Source organism: Tenacibaculum sp. Bg11-29, from assembly GCF_002836595.1.
Taxonomy (GTDB): Bacteria; Bacteroidota; Bacteroidia; order Flavobacteriales; family Flavobacteriaceae; genus Polaribacter.
The window spans coordinates 1467467-1491312 of record NZ_PJBB01000003.1 but is presented as its reverse complement, the minus strand read 5'-3'; the positions used below and the strand labels follow the sequence as shown (position 1 = coordinate 1491312).

The window sequence follows — 23846 nt, the reverse complement described above, 5'->3', positions numbered from 1 at the left end:
AATTAGAAGAAGGGGCGGACGTAGACCGCTAAGGGTAATTAAAGAAGATCAACATAGAATTAATGATAAAATTAGATATGTTGATGAAGTTCGTCTTGTAGGCGAAAACATCGAAGTAGGTGTTTATCCTTTAGAAAAAGCCAAAGAAATGGCAATTGAACAAGAGCTAGATTTAGTTGAAATCTCACCTAAAGCTGTTCCTCCTGTTTGTAAAATTATTGATTACAAAAAGTTTTTATACGAACAAAAGAAACGTGATAAGGCTTTAAAATCGAAAGCAACAAAAGTTATCGTAAAAGAGATTCGTTTTGGACCTCAGACTGACGAGCATGATTATGAATTTAAGAAAAAACATGCTATTAAGTTTTTACAAGATGGAGCTAAATTAAAAGCTTTTGTATTCTTTAAAGGGCGTTCGATTGTATTTAAAGAACAAGGGCAAATTTTATTATTAAAATTAGCACAGGAATTAGAAGAACACGGTAAGGTAGAACAAATGCCTAAACTAGAAGGAAAACGTATGATTATGTTTATTGCTCCTAAAAAAGCGAAATAGAATCATTTACAATATATAAGCAAGATAAACTAAAAAACAGAGATGCCTAAAATTAAAACAAAATCTAGTGCCAAGAAACGTTTCAAAGTAACTGGTTCTGGTAAGATCAAAAGAAAGCACGCGTTTAAGAGTCACATCTTAACAAAGAAGTCTAAAAAACGTAAGCTTGCTTTAAGACACGCTACATTAGTACACAAATCTGATGTATCGAACATTAAGCGACAATTAGTTTTAAACTAATTGTTAGCACAGGGAATTTAATTATTAACCATGGAGTTAGGCTTAATTAAGTATCGAATTTCGATCGCCTACTACAAAAAACCATTTGAATTATGCCAAGATCAGTAAATTCAGTAGCCTCAAGAAAAAGAAGAAAAAAAATCTTGAAGGCAGCAAAAGGTTACTTTGGAAGACGTAAAAACGTTTACACAGTAGCAAAAAATGCGGTAGAAAAAGCGATGACATATGCTTATCGTGACCGTAAAAACAATAAGAGAAACTTCCGTTCATTATGGATTCAACGTATTAACGCTGGAGCCCGTCAGTATGGAATGTCTTACTCTCAGTTTATGGGTAAAGTAAAAGCTAACAGTATCGAATTAAACCGTAAGGTTTTAGCCGATTTAGCTATGAACAACCCAGAAGCTTTTAAGGCTGTTGTAGAAAAAGTAAAATAAAGTTTCATATACTTGCTTATACTAAAAACCCAAACTTAAACGTTTGGGTTTTTTTAAACCAATTAGATTAATTATTGAAATGAAATTATCATCTATGAAAACCTTAAGAATACTTTTATTTTTCATTCTTACTCAGAGCGTTATTGCTCAAACGGTAATAACCAACGAACCAAACACTGTTAAAAACCAGTTTAAAAAACTTTATAAAAATTCAAATAATTATCAAATTTATAAAGTTGTAAAAAAGAACGCTTTTTTGAGCCTTCAAAAAAACATATTAGACAGCATTAAAATCATTAAAGAGGATGCTGTTTCAAAACAACTAAAAATAAACCAACAACAAAAGTCCATTACTTCTTTACAAACCAAAATAGATACATTAAACAGTAATTTATCTGTATCTATTGATAAAGAGGATGCTTTTTCTTTTATAGGAATTCCTTTAAATAAAGGAACGTATAACACTATTTTATGGAGTATTATCGGGATACTTTTAATTGGTTTAGCTTTTTTTATCTACCGTTTTAATAACAGTAATTCAGTTACTAAAGAAATTAAAAATTTATTAACTGACGTTGAGCTTGAACTTGAACAGTATAAAAGAAATTCTATTGATAAAGAACAAAAATTAAGACGTCAACTACAAGACGTAGTTAATAAACAACGTGGGGTTAATTAACTTCACCTAGATAAACGATATAAAAGCAACCTAAAAAGAGGTTGCTTTTTTTTTTGGAAATAGATTAGTTAATCCATTAAGTTCATTATTTTAAATTAAGTATAATGTTAAGGGAGTATAAATAAAAAGGAACACCTTTATATTTAACAAGAATACTTAAGCTATTGAGCTAAAAAAAATAGCTCAATTAATATATTACTCCTCCTCCATTGAATTTACTGAAAAAGAAAAATGACTTAATAAAAATAACGCATTACTTATCAGATTAATATTGGTTAGGTACTAATTTATGTCTTCTTTAAGTTTTCAATATATGTTCAGAGGTTAGAGACAATTATCTTTAAAAGATTAGATCGTTTATTTGTCTATTCAACATAATAGGATTAGAAACATAAAGAATCGTTTTTCTAAAATCTCTTTACCAGATGAGTACAACGATGTCATTTCAATAATTTTTGAAAATCAAATAACCAGTAATAAATCTAATTGATAAAAAAGAAAACGTATCTGTAGATAAATTAGTTTTTATTATCCTGTAAACCCTAATACTCAAATTAATTACACGATTAGTAATTCAATCTTTGAATCAATAAATATTGATGAATCGGTTTCCAAGTACAAAAACTGAATACAAGATTACAAAAAATCCCGAATGTTACACATTCGATATTTTCAATTTACAACCTTCTATTATTCTTTATGACAATCCGGAAATTACTCCATTATTATCAATACTCATGTTTTCTGAAGCAGGTATAGCTGGTAACCCAGGCATACGCATCATTTTTCCTAAAACAGGAATTACAAATTGTGCTCCAGCAGCGATTTCAATTTCACGAACATTTACGGTAAAACCTTCTGGTCTTCCAATTAATTTATCATTATCTGAAAATGATTTTTGTGTTTTTGCCATACATACAGCAAAATCATTAAAACCTAACCTATCTATTCTACGTAAGTTTAATTCTGCCTTTTTATCATATGTCACAGCTGTTGCTCCATATATTTCTTTTGCAATTATTTCTATCTTATCTTTTATAGGGCTTTTCCAATCATATAAAGGCTTAAATTGTGTTGCTTTATTTTCAACAACATCAACAACGGCTTCCGCTAATTTTTTGGTTCCCTCTCCTCCTTTTGCCCATCCTTCTGAAACAACAGCTTCAACTCCTAATTTGCTGCATGCTTCAATTACAAAATTTACTTCTTTTTCTGAATCAGAAATAAATGAATTGATTGCAACTACTGGCTCTATATTAAACTTCCGAATATTTTCAATATGTTTTTCAAGGTTTTTAAATCCATTTTGAACTCTTTCTAAGCTTGGTGTATTATATTCTTCTTTCTTAGCTCCTCCATGATGACGTAATGCTCTTACAGTAGCAACTAGCACAACACATTTCGGATTTAAACCTGCAAATTGCGATTTAATATTTAAAAACTTCTCCGCACCTAAATCTGCACCAAATCCTGCTTCTGTTACTACATAGTTAGATAATGACAATCCCATTTTAGTTGCAAGAATAGTATTTGTTCCTTGTGCAATGTTTGCAAAAGGACCACCATGAATAATTGCTGGATTTTCTTCTAAGGTTTGAACTAAATTGGGTTTAATTGCATCTTTTAACAAAATTGACATTGCGTCTTGTGCTTTTAAATCACTTGCAAAAATTGGCTTTTTATCAAATGTAAAACCTATAAATATATTACCTAATCTCTTTTTTAAATCATTAAAGCTTACCGCCATACAAAGTATTGCCATTACTTCTGATGCTGGTGTGATATTAAAACCATCTTCACGAGGAATTCCGTTTCCTGTTCCTCCTAAACCAATAGTAATTTGGCGTAAAGCACGATCATTCATATCAATTACACGTTTCCATAAAATAGTTCTAGGATCAATGTTTAAATTATTAATTTTGCTTTGTAAATTATTATCAATTAATGCTGATAACAAATTATTAGCTTTTTCAATTGCGTTAAAATCACCTGTAAAATGAAGATTAATATCTTCCATAGGAACTACTTGAGAGTAACCACCTCCAGCAGCACCACCTTTAATTCCAAAAACTGGCCCCAATGAAGGTTCACGTAACACAACTGTAGCTTGTTTGTCTATTTTATTCAACCCTTCTGTTAATCCTATAGATACTGTTGTTTTCCCTTCACCAGCAGGAGTTGGGGTTAAGGCTGTAACTAAAACTAAATTATTTTTTTTTACTTTTTCTTCATCGATTAAATCTAAAGGTAATTTAGCTTTATATTTCCCATACATTTCTAAATCATCTTCCTTTACATTAAGTTTTTCAGCGATATACTTAATATGTTGTAAATCTTTTGATTGAGCTATTTCAATATCAGTTAAATGCGCCATAAGTCATTGAATAATTTAAGTTATTTATTTATATTAAAATTTCAGGTAAATATACCTAATATAATTTCTGAACATAATGACATTTATTAGCTTTATTTAATTAAAAACATGCTATTTACATAAATATGGCAAAAGAATTGGCAAATCTTTTTTGAAATACTATATTTGCACGTTTAAAAAAAAGAACTCGAATTAAACTATTATAGATGCAAAACAAAGGTCTTATTAAATTATTTGCTGTCCTTTTCGGATTAGTAAGCTTGTACCAATTGTCGTTTACATTTTTTGCTAACAAAGTAGAAGATAACGCTAAAGTATATGCAAAGGAAAACGTTAAAGGTAACAACGGTAGAGAGTTAGCTAAGTTCGAAAGAAAGTATCTAGATAGTGTTTCAAATAAACAAGTTGTAGATTTAGGAGTTACTAACTATACTTTCAACGAAGTTAGAGAACGTGAAATGAACCTTGGTTTAGACTTAAAAGGTGGTATAAACGCAATTTTACAGGTATCTGTGAAAGATATTTTAATTGCTTTAGCAAACAAGTCAAACAACACTGTTTTTAGAAGTGCTTTGGAAAAAGCCAGTGAAGCTCAAAAAGAAAGTCAAGAAAATTATCTTGATTTATTTTTTAATGAATTCGAAACTTTAAGTAACGGAAGTGTTAAATTGAGTGACCCTGCTATTTTTGGAACAAAGTCTTTACGTGAAAAAATTGACTTTAATAAAACAAATACAGAAGTAAAAGAAGTTCTTCAACAAGAAATTAATACTTCTATTAATACTTCTTTTGAAGTATTACGTAGTCGTATTGATAAATTTGGAGTTACACAGCCAAGTATTCAACGTATTGGTACTTCTGGTAGGATTCAAATTGAATTAGCAGGTGCAAAAGATATAGAGCGTGTTACTAAATTAATTACCAGTACTGCTGAATTACAGTTTTGGGAAGTATATACAAACGCAGAAATTCAAAACTTTTTCTTTGCAGCAAATTCTAAGGTTGCTGAATTATTAAAAGATGATTCTTCTGTTGAACAAGTTAAAGATTCTACCAAAACTGACGATATTGATGATTTATTAGGGGAATCAGCAGATTCAACTAAAGTTGAAAATAAAAAGAACTTATTTACTTACTTATTTCCTAATGTAGCTCAAAACCAACAACAAATGAGTTCTTTAGTTGCACAAGCTAGAGTACAAGATACAGCTAAAGTAAATAGTTTATTAGCTGAAAAAAGCGTAAGGGCTTTACTACCAAGCAATTTAAAATATGTTAAGTTCTTATGGGATTATAAAGCACAAGCAAATACAAATGCTGAAGGTGTTACTTCTGAAATTATTGGTTTATATGCAATAAAATCAAACAGAAACAACAAGCCTGCTATTGACGGTGACGTAATCGCAGATGCTAATCAAGATTTTGACCAAATGAGTAAACCTGTTGTTTCTATGTTAATGAACGGTACAGGTACTAAGAAATGGGCAAAAATGACTGGTGAAAACGTTGGTAAATTCGTAGCTGTTGTTTTAGATAATTATGTATATACTGCGCCTGTTGTAAATGGTGTTATTGCAGGAGGTAGTACTCAGATTTCTGGAGGAACAATGACTGTTGAAGAAGCTCAAGATATTTCTACAGTATTAAAGGCTGGTAAATTACCTGCCCCTGCAAGAATTATTCAAATGGAGGTTGTTGGACCATCTTTAGGTCAGGAATCTATTGATGCAAGTATTTGGTCTTTTGGATTAGCTATCTTGTTAATATTAGGTTGGATGATTTTATACTATGGTAAAGCTGGTTTATTTTCAAACATTGCTTTATTAGTAAATATCTTATTTATTTTCGGGTGGTTAGTATCTTTTAATGCGGTATTAACTTTACCTGGTATTGCTGGTATTATCTTAACAATAGGTATGTCAGTAGATGCAAACGTTATTATTTTCGAAAGAATTAAAGAAGCTTTAAGAGGTGGTAAGAGTTTAGAAACAGCTGTTGATGAAGGTTTTAGTTTTAAAGGAGCTTTATCTGCCATTATTGATGCAAACATTACAACTTTTTTAACTGGTCTTATCTTATTTGTTTTTGGTACAGGACCAATTAAAGGTTTTGCTTATACTTTAATGTTAGGTATTGCTACATCTTTATTTACAGCCATTTTTATTACTCGTTTATTTATAGACGGAGCTGTTAATAAAGGAACAAACTTAACATTCAATACCAATATTTCTAAAAACTGGTTTAACAGTATTAGTATTGAATTTTTAAAGAAACGTAAGTTAGCTTACATCATTTCTGGATTCTTTATTTTAGCTGGTTTAATATCAATATTTACTTTAGGATTAAAGCAAGGTGTTGATTTTAAAGGAGGACGTTCTTACGTTGTTCGTTTTGATCAAGATATGAATGCTACTGAAGTTGCTTCTTCTTTAAAAGGTGCTTTCCAATCTGCTCCTGAAGTTAAAACATATGGTTCTGACAATCAATTAAAAATAACAACTGCTTTTAAAATTGATGAAGAAGGTAGAGAAGTTGATGAATTAGTTCAAAATTCTTTATACAAAGGATTAAAGTCATACTTAGGAACTACTTCTTATGAAGACTTTAAGCCAGGTTTCGAAAAAGCGGGTAGCGGAATTATGAGCTACATGAAAGTAGAGCCTACTATTGCTGATGACATTAAAAAATCTGCTTTATGGGCGGTAATCGGTTCATTAATCGTAGTGTTTTTATATATCTTATTACGTTTTAGAAAAATGTCTTATTCAATTGGTGCGGTAGCAGCAGTATTTCATGATGTATTAGTCGTACTAGGAGTATTCTCTATCTTTTACAAGTTTATGCCTTTTGATATGGAAATTGGTCAATCATTTATCGCTGCAATTTTAACAGTAGTTGGATATTCATTAAATGATACCGTAGTAATTTTTGATAGAATTAGAGAGTATGCCGATAATAGTAATTCTTTAACTGCTGGTTTAGTAGATAAAGCTTTAAGTAGTACTTTAGGTAGAACAATAAATACTTCTTTAACAACATTATTAGTAATGTTAGCCATCTTTTTCTTTGGAGGAGATAGTATTAAAGGATTTATGTTTGCATTAATCGTAGGTGTAGTTGTTGGTACGTATTCATCATTATTCGTTGCAACACCAGTTATGTTTGATGTTTCTAAAAAAGAAGACAAAGAATAATATTCTTTTATATATAAGAAAAACCGTTTTGAATAATATTCAAAACGGTTTTTTCATTTACTATCAAGCGACTATCTTTGCACTATTATGAAAATCACAAAACTCCACGATTTATATTTTAAAGAATTCATTTCTAGTGATGAAATCTCAACTATTGTTAAAAGAATAGCACGTCAAGTAAAAGCTGATTTGCCTAAAGATGAAATCCCTTTATTTATCGGAATTTTAAATGGTTGTTTTGTTTTTACCGCAGATTTTTTACGTGAATATAAAGGTGATTGTGAAATTAGCTTTGTAAAATTAGCTTCTTATGAAGGTACTAAATCTACAGAAAACGTAAAAAAATTAATCGGGATTAATGAAGATTTAACAAATCGTACCGTTATCATTTTAGAAGATATTATTGATACAGGTACAACTTTACATGAAATATACGAGCTTTTTAAAGCTAAGAATATTAAAGAACTAAAAATAGCATCATTATTTTTTAAGCCTGACGTTTATCGTAAGGAGCTGCCAATAAACTACATCGGAAAGAGTATTGAAGATAAATTTATTGTTGGTTATGGCTTAGATTATAAAAATTATGGTAGAAATTTACCTGCTATTTACCAATTAACAACACAACCCAAAATGACAAACATTGTATTATTCGGCCCTCCTGGTGCCGGAAAAGGAACGCAAGCAGATTTATTAAAAGAAAAATATAACTTAGTACACATTTCTACTGGAGATGTTTTCCGTTTTAATATTAAAAATGAAACAGAATTAGGTTTACTTGCTAAAACATATATGGATCATGGTAATTTAGTTCCTGATGAAGTTACTATTAGCATGCTTAAAGCTGAAGTAGAAAAAAATACAGAAGCTAATGGATTTATTTTTGATGGTTTTCCAAGAACACAATCACAAGCAGAAGCTTTAGATGCTTTTTTAGGTGAAAAGAACGAACGTATTAACGGAATGGTAGCTTTAGAAGTATCTGAAGACCTATTAGTTGAACGTTTATTAGAGAGAGGTAAAACAAGTGGGAGAATTGACGACACTGACGAAAGTAAAATTAGAAACCGTTTTAACGAATACAATACTAAAACGGCAATTTTAAAAGATTTTTATCAAGATCAGGATAATTATTACGGAGTAAATGGTGTTGGTTCTATAGAAGAGATTACACAACGTTTATCTGACGTATTTGATACATTATAAGACGAACGTCATTCCGAATGAAATAAAGGAATCTTTAATCGGATTACTTCGAAATTAGTATTTCTCGTAATGGCGTCAATTAACTTAGTTCTGTTTAAATAAAAACAGAAAACAACTTAGAAAAAATGACTGAAGGAAATTTTGTTGACTATATAAAAATCTACGCATCTTCTGGTAAAGGAGGTAGAGGATCTGTACACTTACATCGTGAAAAATTTATTACAAAAGGTGGTCCTGATGGAGGTGACGGTGGTCGTGGAGGTAATATAGTTTTACGTGGTGATAAAAGCATGTGGACACTTTTCCATTTAAAATTTAAACGTCATTTTAGAGCTGAGCCTGGTGGTGATGGTAGTGCAAGTCGTAGTACTGGACACGATGCAAAAGATATTATTGTACCAGTACCATTAGGTACTATTATTCGTGATGCAGATACTGATGAAATTTTATATGAAGTTTCACACCACGATCAAGATATTATTTTACTACAAGGTGGTAAAGGAGGTCTTGGTAACTGGCATTTTAAATCATCAACAAATCAAGCACCACGTTATGCCCAGCCAGGTATTGATGGAATAGATGGATGGTTTCGTATAGAACTTAAATTGTTAGCAGATGTTGGTTTAGTTGGTTTCCCTAATGCAGGTAAATCTACTTTACTTTCTGTATTAACAGCTGCAAAACCAAAAATTGCTGATTATGCTTTTACAACTTTAAAACCTAACTTAGGTATTGTAGAACATCGTAATCATAAGAGTTTTGTGATGGCAGATATTCCTGGTATTATTGAAGGAGCTGCTGAAGGAAAAGGATTAGGACATCATTTTTTACGCCATATTGAACGTAACTCAGTCTTATTATTTTTAATTCCTGCGGATAGTGACGATATTAAAAAGGAATACGAAATTCTATTAAACGAATTACGTAAACACAATCCTGAATTATTAGATAAAGATCGTTTGTTAGCAATTTCTAAGTCAGATATGTTAGACGACGAACTAAAAGAGGAAATTAAACAAGATTTACCTGAAGGTATTGATGCCTTATTTATCTCTTCTGTAGCTCAACTAGGCCTACAGGAATTAAAAGATAAGTTATGGGATATTTTGAATTAATATTTTCTGTAAAATAACTTTATAAAAAGCAACCTTAAATAAGGTTGCTTTTTTTGATGGCTTTATATTCTTATTTAAAACAATAATCTCCACTTATAAAACTCAATTAACTTTATATTAAATGATTAACTACATGAAGAAATTAAACAAGTTATAGCTAATTACACAAAAAACTTTTTCTTCTGTTGTTTATCTAAAATTAATAGCTTCTTACAATAATTATGGAGATTATTTAAAGAATCCTTTTAATTCATACTCCATATTTCTTTAAACATTTCTTTAAATGCATTTGAGGGGTTATCATTTTTTTCTTTAGTTAAATACTTTTTCATTAAATTAACTCTTTCATTACCTCCTGGATGCGTAAACGTTTTATTACCTAATAAATCTTTTAATGTTTCAAAATTTGATTGTAATATTTCACTTAATTTTTTTTCATGAATGTTTATTAGATGAATTGCTATTAAATCAGCTAAATACTCTGTTTTTTTATAATCATTCGTTACAATACCTGAAGGGATTGATCCTGATAACATAAAAGTGTCTGCTTGATTAAGAGTTACTATATGGCTTATCTCATGAGCTAGCACAAAAATTTTTACATATTCTTTTTTAGAACTCACTAAACCTTTACTAACTTCTAAATAGTTATCTGCTGCTCCTGCATTAATTGAATTATCATCCTCATCTATTCGAAATTCGTTTGGAATGACAACATCTTTATACGTTTTAAACAAGGGTTTTATTGTTGTAATAAATAATTCTTTTAATTTTTGTTCTTCTGTTAAAACAACTGAAATTTCTTCTTGTTTTATTGAAGTTGACTCGCAGCTTAATATTGTTAAAAACAATATTAATAGTAGTATTTTCATATCTATATGGTAAAAAAAACACCCTTAAAAACTATATTTAAGAGTGTTACAATTATGGGGATTCGAATTATTCGTAATAAGTATAAGCTACATTTGTATTAATGAAACCAAATACGACATAAGAAGCTGTTAAAGGATAGTTATCTGTATTATATGTAAAAGTAATTGGGGTATCACTCGAAAAACTACCTTGAGATGGGTTGTTAATATTTACTTCACCTAAGCCAACTCCTATATTAATTTTTGCATAAGACGCAGGATAGATTCCTTTAAATGGATTGTTTTTATCATCATAAGTGTTTTCTAAAGTTTGAGCACCAATGGTTACTGATTTTACGTTACCCAAATCATCATAAATATAACTAGTGTTGGTTACTTTATCGTTTTCTTTATTTACTCTTTCTAATTTTTCTAATCTGTTATTAACATCATAAGTATAAGTATAGCTAAAAGTATCGTTGCCTTCGTCTTTTTGCCCAGCACTAATAATTAAACCTTCATCGTTATATATATATACAATACTACGTGTGTCAGATTTCTTTTCTAATACTTGGTTCTTATCGTTATAAACATAAGTATACTCAGTAGTATTACCTCCCTCTTCAATCGAATATGCTTTAACAAAGTTAGATGTATCATCATAACTAAATGTTGTTATGTTTTCACTAAAATCATCTTTAAAATGATAAACTTTAATTTTAGATCCACTACCAACTTCTCCACGAATATTAATAGTAACGTTATACACTTTTTTATCACCGTTTTCAGCTGTAACAGTAAAAGGCATAATTACACCATCCATAAAATTAACAGATTCACCAGATGTTGGTGTAACAACCGCTTTATCTGATACTGTAATAGTTGGTACTATTCCTGTAATATTAGTTTTATAAGGGACACTTACTGTAATATCATTTCCTAAATCATATGTAACATCTTCATCACTTACTCCATCAAAATTAATTTTAAAGCTTGTAATACTATTTAGTGATGAAATCGATATAATATCATTATTATCACTTGAGCAACTTACTATTACAAGTGCTAGAATGAAAGATAAAAAAGGGAAAACTTTTTTCATAATGTAAATATTTAAAAATTAGTAATTAGATATCGATTATTTTATTCCGTTCGATACTTACCGGATTAATATTTTTAAAAATTTGGGTTATTTATTTTTGCGTCATTAGGAAATGATATTACATATCTACTATCATTTTTTTGTAATGTATACGTTTTACCTTCATAAACTCTTGTTATTTCTGGTTGTTCAGTTCTTTTTAAATCATTCCAACGCTGACCTTCAATAGCAAATTCTCTCGCTCTCTCTTCTAATAACTCTTTGTATAAATTTTCTTTATTTAAAGAATTTATTTGAGTTATATATAATGCCATTTTTACAGGTGTATATCTCTTTTTTACAAATGATATTAATTCTAATTTTGCTAAATCTATTTGATCAGTTTGTATATAAGACTCTGTTAAGTTTAAAAATAATTCTGCAACTCTAAAAGTTGATTTATACTTAATATCTGCATTCTTATTAGCCTTATAAACACTACCATCTTTAGTAAAATATAAATTGAATCTTAAATCGTTTATTCTATCATATTTATTTAGAAATTCATCAGACATAGAAGCATGTGTTGAAATATCAAAAGAAGAAACAATATCTAAGGCTAAAATTGATTCTATTGAATTAAATTCTGATGGCATTTGAGTATTAACAGTATTTAAATCTTGTAAATTAGCTTGTATAGCTAACGCTTGTTTACTAATTTCGATAACTTCTTGCCATTCTTTTAAATACAGGTATACTTTAGATTTTAAGCTTTTTAAAGCAATCATAGAAAATCTATAATTTAATCCTATCTGTTGCTTATCTATATTGATAAGATTCTCTGCTTTTTCAATATCTTTTACAATTAAGTTATATACTTCTTGCAAAGATTGGATATCATATGTTTGTTCTATATTATATTCAGTAACAATTGGAACCCCTTTATCCGTATCCGCAGTCAATTTATTATAAGGTTTTGCATATAAATTAACGAGCTGAAAATATTGCAATGCCCTTAACGCATAGGCTTCACCAACTAATTGATTTACGGCCAAATCATCACCAATAATATTTTTTTGATTCGCTATGACATGATTCGCATGAAAAATTATTTTATAAAAATTTGCATATGAAAAACTTAGGGTCAAAGGTGATGCGCTAGTATCATTCCAAAGATAAATGTCTTCATACTGCTCTATACCGAAAGAATTTTTACTAAGTTTTAACTCATCTGTTCTATAAGTAGTTAAAATATGATGAGTTTCTTTTACTGTAGCATAAGCTGTAGTTAAAAAACTTCTATAATCCTCTACTGATTTAGGAATTACTTTTCCTACTGGTTCTATATCTAAATAATCATCGCATGAAACAATGCTCATTACAGTTATAAATAATATGTGTATATATTTTTTCATATTTTATATTTTTAAAAAGAAAGGTTAAAACCAAAAGAAATAACTTTTGGTATTGGCTGTGCATAAGAGCTTCCTAAAGTTTCTGGATCAAAATAACCATCATAGTCTGTACCGAATACAAATAAGTTTCTTCCTGATAGATTAAAGCTCAACCTTGATAAGTTTATTCTTTCTAAATATTTAGCAGGTACGTTGTATCCTAGTTTAATATTATTTATTCTTATGTATGAGATTTTCTCTACCCAAATATCTAAATCTTTATAAGTATTTCCTGTATCGTATTGGTTATACCAATTGTATACTAGATCTGTTTCAAAACCAGGTGTTGTTGCCCCTATAAAAGAAGGGTAATTACCTGTACCTGCATTTAAAACTTCTTTATTGTAATTATAAGTTGGACTTATTTGGGTTGGATGATATGTTGGAGATCTCTTAATCGTTTGATTTAAATTAAAATTTGTAGCAATCGTTAAATTAAAATCTTTGTATTGAAACCTATTAGTAAAGCCCCCTGTAAATTCTGGGTCTCCATTTCCAACATAACTATATAAATTTCTATGCTCTTCTCTAGTTAATTGACTACCATCAACACCTTCGGTTAAATTGTAAAAATCTACCGCTGTTATTTTTTTTCCATCTTTCCAAAATAACGGTAAGCCATTACTATCTAAACCAGCTGTTTTAATAGCAAATATTGCATTAACTCCATACCCTTTTAATGACGGTTTAAAATCATTATCTTTAATTTGAATTTCTTCTACTTTATTTTTATTCTGCGAGATATTAAAACTACTTGTCCAACTAAAATCATCAGTTATAATATTTTTAGTATTTATAGCCAGTTCTACTCCTCTATTACTTAATGTTGCCCAATTGGTATTAATAAAGTTAAATCCACTTTCTAAAGGAACTGATTGTAAACCTATTAAATCGGTACTTTTACGATAATAATAATCTGCTGATATATTTATTTTGTTATTAAATAATCCTAAATCAAAACCAATATTCGAGGATACCGTTTTTTCCCAACGTAAGTCTTTATTAGGTGCTGAAATAACAGCTATACTTTCCTCTGTATTGTCGGGTAATATGTTAACATCATTATATATACCTGTTACAAATGGAGAGGTAGATTTATCAATATTTCCTTGTACTCCATAAGATGCTCTAATTTTAAATTCATTAATAGCATCAAAATCAAAAAAGCTTTCTTTAGTAACGTCCCAAGAAGCCGATACCGACCATAGTGGTAAATATCTAAACTTAGGATTTACACCAAATAAATTAGAACCATCATATCGTAAGCTTCCAAAAATGGTGTATTTTCTGTCGTACGTGTATGACATTGTACCAAAAAAGGATGCATAAGCATTTTCATTTATACTTTTTTTATAAGGATTAAACAATGCACTTCCCAAAACTCTATCGTTTGTGATTTGTATTGTGTTTAAAGTATTAGGATTAAACCCAAAACCTTTAGTATGAATTTCCGTTCTTTTATCTTCCCTAAATTCGGTACCAATTATAGCATCAATTTCATGAATACTGTTTATAGTTTTATTGTAATTTAAAGTAGTTTTCCAATTATATTGAAAAGAATCACTATTCCAATTTTGAATAATTCCTCCTTCTGGTAAAAAATAAGCGCTATTCCCATCCTTATCTAAGTACCTTGAATTATATCTATATTTTCGAGTATAATAAGTTTCTTTACCTGCAAATTTTTCTGTTTTATCAAAATCAAACTGCATCCCTAATTGAGTATAGAGAGTTAAACGATTATTATATTTATAGGTAAGATCTATAATAGGCTTTACAGAAAAAGTTGTAAGTTCTTGATTTGTATTAATTCTTTCTTCTAATGGATTGTATTTAAAATTTAGACTACTACGTTCAACTAAATCTAAATCATAATTATAAGAACCATCACTATTTAATGGTGTAAAATAAGGGTTTACTCTTCTTGAATAATATGCTGGGTTTGTATTTGCATCAGCTCCGGTAATGTATGATTTACTTTTATTTCTACTTGTAAAAACACTTACACCTACATTTAATTTATCATTAACATCATAATCATTTTTAAATGTTATGTTGTATCTATTTAATCCTGTTCCTTTAGTGGTTCCTTCTTCATCATAATAACCTAAAGAGAAGTAGTATCTCGATTTTTCACTCCCCCCAGAAACATTTAATCCATATTGTTGGTTCAATGCTGCTTGATATAGTTTATCTCCCCAATTACCATTTAAATCTCTTAAATTATTAATTTCTTTTTGTGCCTGAGGAGCTATGCTTGAAAAACCATTTGTTTGAAAATTATCATACTCGTTGTGTAATTGTAATATACGAGCAACTCCACCTCTTTCTTTTTGGTAATTTAAATCTGATCTACGGGCTAATTTTAATTCAAAATCTACTTTCTCACTAGAATTCATAAGATTTAACTTACTAAAATTTGGCTTTAAAGTTAAAAATGTGTTAGAATTAAAATTAATTCTCATAGCACCTTCTTTTCCTTTTTTTGTTGTAATAACAATAACCCCATTAGCTGCTCTTGCTCCATAAATAGATGTCGCTGAAGCATCTTTTAAAATAGTAATGTCTTTAATATCTTCTGGGTTAATACCTGCTATAGCATATGATTGTAAATTATCGATGTTATCTTTATCGTTAAAATCTTTTGGAATATCATTTCCTTGCAAAGGAATTCCGTCTAACACCCATAATGGATCTGATGAACCATTTAAAGTAGATGTACCTCTAATTTGAATTTTAGCAGGAGCTCCTGGCCCTCCATTAGTAGGTTGAATAAATACTCCTGAAATTTCACCTGATAGCATTTGATCAATATTAGCAACGCCTGAACGTTTAACGTCATCTGCTTTAAGCTTAGCAAAAGAAGAAGTTACTTTTCTTTTTTCTATTTTTTGATATCCTGTAACTATAATTTCGCCTAAGATTTCTTCTTTTTCTTCTAGTTTTATAATAAGATTTCTACTTTTACTCTCTACATTAATTTTTTGTGTTTCAAATCCCAAATAAGAAATTATAATGTATTTGATTTCTTTTGGTCCATTAAATGTAAAATGACCATCAAAATCAGTAGTAGAACCAATCATTGATCCTTGAATTACATTATCAATATCTGTTTTATTTCCAATAATTCTTGTTGAAGCAAAAACGGTTACCCCTGGCAAAGGTTCATTTCTAGGTCCATCTATAATGGTACCACTTATTATTTTTGTTTCTTTTTTTGTTTTTTGTGCAAAAACCGAAAATGATGTAAGAAATAGTAAGTAAATTATTATTTTTCTCATAATTATTGATTATTCAAATTATATTGTATTCTAGCTATAATATCGTTGTAATGATTCTTTGTAATTTTATCTCCTTTTTTTCTTTTCTTTTTTAACAATTTTAAAATTCGTTTTAGCTCTGCTCTTTTACTTGAACCTATGTCTGAAACTCTAGGAATATATGTAAAGTGCACATTTTTAAATTTATTACTCTCTATTGTTAGACCTTTATTTCTTGTTTTCTTCAATAATTGATTCCTACCAACAGTTAAAACATCTATGTAATTTTTCTGTGTTATACGATCCAACATATTTAAAGATTCATTATTAACTGTTTTCTTAAAAATAGTTTCAAATAGTCTATCAAATAAATATTCTTCTGAAAATGAAGTGCTTTTATCTAATGTTAAAGCTATATTTTCAGTTACCCTCATTAATCTATCTGTTTTCAATAAATGATACATCATGTTTGTTTGATAAACACGAAACATTGAAATTGGAGAATAAAAACGTTCTCCATCTGGTGCGTCTCTAACAGGATATACTTTATGAATTAGTTCGGGTACAAACAACCATTTTTGTGGTAAAATTGAATTGTTAATTATATAATCAAGTGATTTTTTTTGAATAGACGTTGGCACTGGTACATAAGTGTTTTTATTATCTCCATAAACTGTATTATTAATGTATATACCACCTATGTTAGCCATAACATGGTTACTATATAACTGCCACTGATCTATTACAGCCTTATAAAGTTTAGATGCTTTATAATAATCTTCACCTTCTTGCTTTGTCCATTCTAAAATATTAGGTACTATTCTTTTTAAATTTTTCACCCCGTACTCGCTAGCTTTTACGGCATCGTCCCCTAAATCTTCGCTCTGAGATCTCGGATCGATGACTTTACTTTGCTGCTCTCCATAAAAATAAAGCGAATTGTTTTCGTGTTTTCTTATCCATTTATTTAAAATAGATAGTTCTTCATGAGATGTTTTTGAATCTAACCAACGGTACCCCCAATTAATAGCATATTTATCATATACTCCTATTTTTGGACTTACTTCAGCAACATTATCTTCAGGTTGTGCTACATAATTGTAACGAGCATAATCCATTATAGATGGTGCTGTTCCTCCCATTTTTTTAGTGAATTTTGAAGATCTAAGTGAATCTACAGGGTAACTAAATGATGCACCCATATTGTGCTTTAATCCAAAAGTATGACCGACTTCATGAGATGAAACAAATCTAATTGATTCTCCCATAATTTCATCTGAAAACGTATTGGCTCTTGCTTTAGGATTTATTGGCCCTGTTTGAACTCGAATCCATTGATGCAAACCTTTCATTAAATTATGCCACCAAATAATATCAGCTTCTAAAATCTCACCACTTCTTGGATCAATAACAGATGGCCCCATAGCATTTTGTTTTTCTGAAGCCACGTAAGTTACAACTGAATAACGAACGTCATCTGCGTCAAAATCTTTATCCTTTTCTGTTACTTCTTTTACAACAATAGCGTTTTTAAAGCCAGCTTGTTCAAAAGCCTTGTTCCAATCAGAAACACCATTTTTTATATACGGTCTCCATTTTTGAGGTGTAGCAGGATCAATGTAATACACAATCTGTTTTTCAGGTATTACTAACTCTCCTTTTTTATACTTCTCTATATCTTCTTTTTTAGGAACTAACCTCCATCTAGTAATTAACTCACGATGTTCTACTTCGTGCTGATTATCAGAGTAATAATCCATAGGCTTACTAAAATACCCAATTCTTTTATCTGCAAAACGAGGTTTCATAATTTTTGACGGAAGCAAAACTATATTCGTAGTGACTCCTATAGATAGTGGTAATGCAGCACTTTTACCTTCAGTTACAGATGTTGTTAAAAGAGATTTTACTACAATATTTTTATGAAATGTTTTTACTACTTCTATTTTAGATAATTTTGTTTTAATACTTCCTCCTAGCCCTATATTAGCCAACAAATCATTAAAACTTTTTTCTTTACCATTAAAAATCTTATTTACTTTTATTAGTGCAGACGTTGAAGTTTTATTTTCAGACTCTATTTTAAATTCTTCAATGATAGACTCACCAAAGTTTTCTTCTACAGAAAGAGTTATAGCATTATTTTTGGGAGATTTCACTCTTGGGTTTATTGTTTTAACCCATATTTTATTTGAGACAGTATCCTTATAAAACCTAATTAATTTAGTTTCATAGGTCATTCCTTTATTCAATCCATGTCCGTTTAACTCAAACGGTACTCTTGAAATTTTATTAACTATTAAGAAATCTTTAGAAAATAAAGAATCAGGTATTTCAAAATAAATATCTCCTTTTAATTTGAAAATGTTAAATATTCCAGTTTTTTTATTTCCTTCTTTATTTAATTTAGAATATGATATTTTATTATTCTTCGTGATAGAATCCTTTTTTTCATCTTCCTTTTGTGCAAAAACAGAAGTAGTTATGATTAAAAAAAGTAGGCTAATCGCTTTTAAATTAATATTATTTATTTGAGAGTGACTCTTCATAAGTTTATTCTAGTTAACAAAGAGTCAAAACTATAAAAGAAGTATCTCTTTAAAAATTAAACTAGAGTGAAATCATTTTTTGACGGAGTGAACTTTGTTATTTTGATAACAAAGGCAAGTAACACTTGAATTTTCCTTCAGAAATAACCGTTTTAAATGAACTTATACCATGAAAATTATAAAAATTATTCAAATAACTTAATCCTATACTATGGCTTATTTCTTTTTTATTTATTCTGGGATTATAATAATTACTAACTGTAATTCTATCATCTTCAATTAAAACTTCAATAAGAAGCGGTTTTATTTTTGTAATCTTATTATGCTTAATAGCATTCTCTGCAAGCGTTTGTAAAGCTAAAAAAGGTATCTTTTTTAATAACACGTTATCTGTATTGCAATAACTAATTTCTAAATTTATCTTATTATTAAATCTAATTTTATTTAAAAAAAAGTATTGCTTTAAAAAATAAAGCTCTTCTTTAACTGTTGCAAAATTTGCATCTTTATCTTTTAATAAATATCTATAAACTTCTGATAATTTTAAAACAAATTCTTGAGATGTTTCTTTATCTATATCTATTAAGACATGTAAAGAATTTAAACTATTAAATAAAAAATGTGGGTTTAATTTTTTTCGTAATTGACTTAGCTGCAGCTTTGCGTTTTTTTGTTGATATTGCTCATTACTTATTGCTAATTTTTGTTTTTCTTGCTCATATTTAAGCATTTTAAAGTATTGGTAGCGTAATTTGTTTCTAGAAAATCCTAGTATTAGGATAAAAGAAAGTAACACTAAAAAACCTACCCATAATAAATATTGCTTTATATTATTGACAGATTCTTTTATAAAAATATTAATAGGAAAACTTGTTATTGAAACTAATTCAGATTCACCTACATGTATAACATCATAATATCGTAATACTTCTAAGTTTAAATACTCTGATATAGCAATTGTTTTTATTTGTTGACTCTTTTTACCCTCTTTCTTCTCTAATTCTTTATAGATCTGATTTAAGGAAGTTTTATCAAAAAAAGAATTTACTAATTTCCCTATATACTTTGTTTCTGGGTGTAACAAACAAACTCCCTCTTTATTTGTTACAATAACATAACCTCCTTTACCGTTGTGTTTTTGAGAAAAATAACTCCAATATTTTAATAAATTAATATCATAACCAAAAACAATTACCGAACCATTTGGTACCTTACATATCATTGTTTTTCTATAATATATTTTACCTTTTGAGTTTATGACACTATCAAATACAAGTTTTTCGCCATTTAAAGAATAGGCTTTTGTTAATGTTTTTTTTTCAAATTCGTTCTCTTTATCACCAAAAAAAGATGAAAATGTAATTTTGTTTTCTTTTAAAAAATAAACAAAACTTGCATCAATATTATCTTCAAAAAAAACTAATTCACTATTAAGTATTATTTTATTTTTAAGCTGATTTTCATCTAAATTATAGCTATTCTCAATAATTTTTTGAGTATCTGAAATAAATTTATTGAAATCATTAAAATCAAACTCTAAGATGTTTTTCTTCTCCTTTGCGTATTGTTTTATAACGACTTCAACTACATCCTCGGCTTCTGAAGTAATTTTATTGGTTACTAACCTATATCCTAAAAAAAATAATATTATTAATAAAACACTAATTAATAAATAATATTTGTGTTCTCTTTTTTTTATTAAAAATTTCATGAAAATCAATTATCTAACCATTTTTTAAAATCTTTAATTCTTTGAGCACTAACTAATAGTGTTTCTTCTACTTTTAAATCGGGTGCAAGTTCAATTTTTATGCGATTATTACTATACTTTAATATATTTTTAATAGCTGAATGTTGAATAATATATTTTCGATTTATTTTAAAAAAATATTTACTAGACAACTCTTCTTCTAAATTAGAAATTGTACCATCATAAAGGTAGCTTTCATTACTAAACGTATATAGAAAAAGGTGTTTTCCTTGGGCCATAAAATAAGTAACATCTTCTCTTTTTATTGAAATAGATAGATTTCCTTTTGATACTAAAAAACGTTCTTTTTCTTTTTCATTCTGAATTTTAGTATTCATTTTTAGTAATAACTTTTCTAATTTATCACTATAGTTAGTATCTTTTTTAAGATTTATATATTTTTCTATTGCTTTATGAAGCAACTCTTCGTTATATGGTTTTAATAAATAATCAATTGCAAAAAATTGAAAAGATTTAATCGCATATTCATCAAAAGCTGTTGTAAAAATTATAGGTGTTGAAATTTTTAATTTTTCAAAAATTTCAAAACTATATCCATCTCCAAGGTGAATATCACTAAAAATTAAATCACAACTATTTTCTTTAAACCATTCAATCGCTGTCTCAACGCTTTCTAATCTTTTCTTTACAAAAACTGAAAAAGGACATTTTAATAATAATTTTTCTAAAGATAATGATGCCAAATCTTCATCTTCTATTATAACTACATTCATTATTTTAGACTATTTTTAAAATGTGATTAGCTTCAAAAGTATTAAATTATTTTTTATATCATTCAATAAATAACATGTTGTTAACATAATATGACAGTAAATAGTTAAGAAAAAACATTAAATAAACTATAAAATACGTTTTGCTTTTACAAACTCATTTTTCCAATAAGTTTGTTTCATTGAAGAAATAATAACCCCCTTTGAAGTTGTAGAATGAATAAAAAATATTTCTCCATTTTTTATTAAGGTTACTAAGCCTACATGATTTATTTCTCCTTTTAATCGAGCGATGTTAAAGAATAATAGATCTCCAACTTTAACATTCTCTAAAAAAATTTCTTTCCCGTTGTTACTAATTGCACTTGACGATCGTGGTAATTTAATTCCTATTTTATTAAATGAAGTACTTACTAAACCTGAACAATCCATTCCTTTTCTAGTAGATCCTCCTGCAAGATATAAAACACCTTTATAAGAATTTGCAAATTCAATTAATTCTTCAATTTTAGGATTTACTACTGTTTTAAAATTATTATCGGGTAATGGTTTCTCATTCTTTTGATTGAAAAAAAGAAAACTTATAAAACTAATAATAATTAATAAGAGTAGTTTTTTATCCATTTATTATAATATTCTTTTCGCTCTCACAAAGGCTTTTTTCCAATAATAAGTATGTAAAGAAGTAACTATAACACCTCTAGAACTGGTAGAATGTATAAAACGGATATCTCCGTTTTTTATAGAAGTAACTAAACCAACGTGATTAATTCCACCTCTTTTTCTAGAGGTTTTAAAAAATAATAAATCTCCACGTTTTACTTTATTTAAAGATATTTCATAACTTTTAGCATACATTTCACGAGATGTTCTAGGTATTTTAACATTACGCTGTTTAAAAGAAGTATGAATTAAACCAGAACAGTCCATTCCTCTTTTTGTCATTCCACCAAATTTATAAGGAACTCCTTTGTAGGTTACTGCTGTCCAAACAATTTTATCAGCAATTGTAGGTTTATTTGTTGAATTTGAAGACTGCTCTATTTGTTTCCTTGGTTTTTTATAACCTGCTACATTTTTTGATGACCCACAAGAAATCATTACAAAAGATATTATAAAAAGGAATACTATTTTTTTACACATATATTTAATTTATAACCTAACAAATTAACTCATTACTTACCCAAATTAGAAAAACAATATTATTATCATATAGGCGCTATGAACAACAAAATAATGTTTTCTCGGAAAATTATTTTAAACCTTTTACGATCAATCTTGCCGTTTTTTCTGAAGCTCCTTTACCTCCTAATTTATCTTCTAATTCATGATACGATAAAAATAGTTGCTCTCTATGATTAGCTTCAAGAATATGTAATAATTCCTTTTTAAGATTCTCTTTTGTAAAATCATTTTGAATTAATTCCTTTACAACCTCCTTATCCATAATTAAATTTACCAACGATATATACTCTAAAGTAATAATCCGTTTAGCAATTTGATATGATATATTACTTCCTTTATAACATACCACCTGTGGTACTTTAAATAATGCTGTTTCTAAAGTTGCCGTACCTGAAGCTACTAGAGCAGCATGAGAAACACTTAATAAATCATACGTTTTATTGTTGATAAACTTTACATTTTTATCACCAATAAAGCTCTTATAGAAATCGTAAGGTTGACTTGGAGCTCCTGCCACAACAAATTGATAGCTAGAAAAATCATCTACTAAAGATAGCATAACAGCTAACATTTTTGTTATTTCTTGTTTTCTACTTCCTGGTAATAAGGCAATAATTTCTTTATTACCTAAATCATATTCTTTTCTAAATAACTTTTCATCAACTTGATTTCTACCTGCAATTCCATCAATTAATGGATGCCCAACAAAGTTTACATTGTAATTGTATTTTTTGTAAAACTCTTTTTCAAACGGAAGAATAACAAACATTTCATCAACATCTCTTTTAATATCTTTTACTCTACCTGCTCTACTTGCCCAAACTTGTGGTGATATATAATAATTTGTTTTAAATCGCTGTTGTTTAGCCCATTTAGCTATGCGAAGATTAAAGCCTGAATTATCAATAAAAACAATTACATCTGGTTTAAATTCTGCAATGTCCTTTTTACAAAAAGACATCATTCCTAATATCTTTCGCAAATTCATTATTACTTCAATGAACCCCATAAAGGCACGCTCTTTATAATGTTTAACAAGCTCACCTCCTACTTCTTGCATTAAATCTCCACCCCAAAAACGAATATCAGCATTAGGGTCTTCTTTCAACAAAGATTTCATTAAGTTAGCTCCATGTAAGTCTCCAGAAGCTTCTCCTACAAGAATATAATATTTCATAAAGTAA

At 28.6% G+C, this 23846-nt stretch carries 18 protein-coding genes; 7 read left to right on the top strand and 11 right to left on the bottom strand.

Annotated elements, in window-relative coordinates; genetic code table 11:
- Positions 1 to 37: 37 nt before the first annotated feature.
- The 4 genes from infC (at position 38) to CXF68_RS06610 (ending at position 1912) form a co-directional block, all read left to right on the top strand.
- Positions 38 to 556: a translation initiation factor IF-3 gene (gene infC, locus CXF68_RS06625; protein WP_101043545.1), complete on the top strand. Its 519-nt coding sequence runs from the start codon at positions 38 to 40 to the stop codon at positions 554 to 556.
- A gap of 42 nt (positions 557 to 598) precedes the next feature.
- Complete coding sequence (rpmI, locus tag CXF68_RS06620; RefSeq protein WP_101043544.1) at positions 599 to 796, top strand: 50S ribosomal protein L35; 198 nt, start codon at positions 599 to 601, stop codon at positions 794 to 796.
- A 92-nt stretch (positions 797 to 888) separates the two neighbouring features.
- The gene (rplT, locus tag CXF68_RS06615) at positions 889 to 1233 is read left to right on the top strand and encodes a 50S ribosomal protein L20 (RefSeq protein WP_101043543.1); all 345 of its coding nucleotides are present in this window, start codon (positions 889 to 891) and stop codon (positions 1231 to 1233) included.
- Positions 1234 to 1327: 94 nt separating this feature from the next.
- The gene (locus CXF68_RS06610) at positions 1328 to 1912 is read left to right on the top strand and encodes a tRNA (guanine-N1)-methyltransferase (protein ID WP_232771620.1); all 585 of its coding nucleotides are present in this window, start codon (positions 1328 to 1330) and stop codon (positions 1910 to 1912) included.
- A 697-nt stretch (positions 1913 to 2609) separates the two neighbouring features.
- On the opposite strand, the gene CXF68_RS06605 is transcribed toward CXF68_RS06610, so the two are convergent.
- Positions 2610 to 4286 (bottom strand): formate--tetrahydrofolate ligase, encoded by a 1677-nt coding sequence (locus CXF68_RS06605; protein WP_101043541.1) that lies wholly within the window; start codon positions 4284 to 4286, stop codon positions 2610 to 2612.
- A gap of 206 nt (positions 4287 to 4492) precedes the next feature.
- On the opposite strand from CXF68_RS06605, the gene secDF reads away from it, so the two are divergent.
- From secDF to obgE, 3 genes are all read left to right on the top strand, one after another.
- A complete protein-coding gene (gene secDF / locus CXF68_RS06600; RefSeq protein ID WP_101043540.1) occupies positions 4493 to 7480 on the top strand; it encodes a protein translocase subunit SecDF in 2988 nt (995 codons plus the stop codon).
- Positions 7481 to 7567: 87 nt separating this feature from the next.
- A complete protein-coding gene (locus tag CXF68_RS06595; RefSeq protein ID WP_101043539.1) occupies positions 7568 to 8686 on the top strand; it encodes an adenylate kinase in 1119 nt (372 codons plus the stop codon).
- Positions 8687 to 8811: 125 nt separating this feature from the next.
- The gene (gene obgE, locus CXF68_RS06590; protein ID WP_101043538.1) at positions 8812 to 9801 is read left to right on the top strand and encodes a GTPase ObgE; all 990 of its coding nucleotides are present in this window, start codon (positions 8812 to 8814) and stop codon (positions 9799 to 9801) included.
- Positions 9802 to 10046: 245 nt separating this feature from the next.
- On the opposite strand, the gene CXF68_RS06585 is transcribed toward obgE, so the two are convergent.
- From CXF68_RS06585 to lpxB, 10 genes are all read right to left on the bottom strand, one after another.
- Positions 10047 to 10673, bottom strand: coding sequence for a hypothetical protein (locus CXF68_RS06585; RefSeq protein ID WP_101043537.1), 627 nt, complete (start codon positions 10671 to 10673; stop codon positions 10047 to 10049).
- Between the two features lie 67 nt (positions 10674 to 10740).
- Positions 10741 to 11754: a hypothetical protein gene (locus CXF68_RS06580; protein ID WP_101043536.1), complete on the bottom strand. Its 1014-nt coding sequence runs from the start codon at positions 11752 to 11754 to the stop codon at positions 10741 to 10743.
- Positions 11755 to 11828: 74 nt separating this feature from the next.
- Complete coding sequence (locus CXF68_RS06575; RefSeq protein WP_101043535.1) at positions 11829 to 13148, bottom strand: RagB/SusD family nutrient uptake outer membrane protein; 1320 nt, start codon at positions 13146 to 13148, stop codon at positions 11829 to 11831.
- 11 nt (positions 13149 to 13159) lie between these two features.
- Positions 13160 to 16468, bottom strand: coding sequence for a SusC/RagA family TonB-linked outer membrane protein (locus tag CXF68_RS06570; RefSeq protein WP_101043534.1), 3309 nt, complete (start codon positions 16466 to 16468; stop codon positions 13160 to 13162).
- Positions 16469 to 16470: 2 nt separating this feature from the next.
- Positions 16471 to 18996 carry a zinc-dependent metalloprotease gene (locus CXF68_RS06565; protein WP_101043533.1) on the bottom strand — a complete coding sequence of 842 codons (2526 nt, stop codon included), beginning with the start codon at positions 18994 to 18996 and terminating at the stop codon, positions 16471 to 16473.
- Between the two features lie 97 nt (positions 18997 to 19093).
- Positions 19094 to 20707, bottom strand: coding sequence for a sensor histidine kinase (locus tag CXF68_RS06560; protein WP_101043532.1), 1614 nt, complete (start codon positions 20705 to 20707; stop codon positions 19094 to 19096).
- Positions 20708 to 20712: 5 nt separating this feature from the next.
- On the bottom strand, positions 20713 to 21480 hold the full coding sequence (locus CXF68_RS06555; protein ID WP_101043531.1) for a LytTR family DNA-binding domain-containing protein: 768 nt from the start codon (positions 21478 to 21480) through the stop codon (positions 20713 to 20715).
- 126 nt (positions 21481 to 21606) lie between these two features.
- On the bottom strand, positions 21607 to 22101 hold the full coding sequence (locus CXF68_RS06550) for a C40 family peptidase (protein ID WP_101043530.1): 495 nt from the start codon (positions 22099 to 22101) through the stop codon (positions 21607 to 21609).
- 3 nt (positions 22102 to 22104) lie between these two features.
- Complete coding sequence (locus CXF68_RS06545; protein ID WP_101043529.1) at positions 22105 to 22620, bottom strand: C40 family peptidase; 516 nt, start codon at positions 22618 to 22620, stop codon at positions 22105 to 22107.
- A gap of 109 nt (positions 22621 to 22729) precedes the next feature.
- The gene (gene lpxB, locus CXF68_RS06540; RefSeq protein WP_101043528.1) at positions 22730 to 23839 is read right to left on the bottom strand and encodes a lipid-A-disaccharide synthase; all 1110 of its coding nucleotides are present in this window, start codon (positions 23837 to 23839) and stop codon (positions 22730 to 22732) included.
- Positions 23840 to 23846 lie beyond the last annotated feature (7 nt).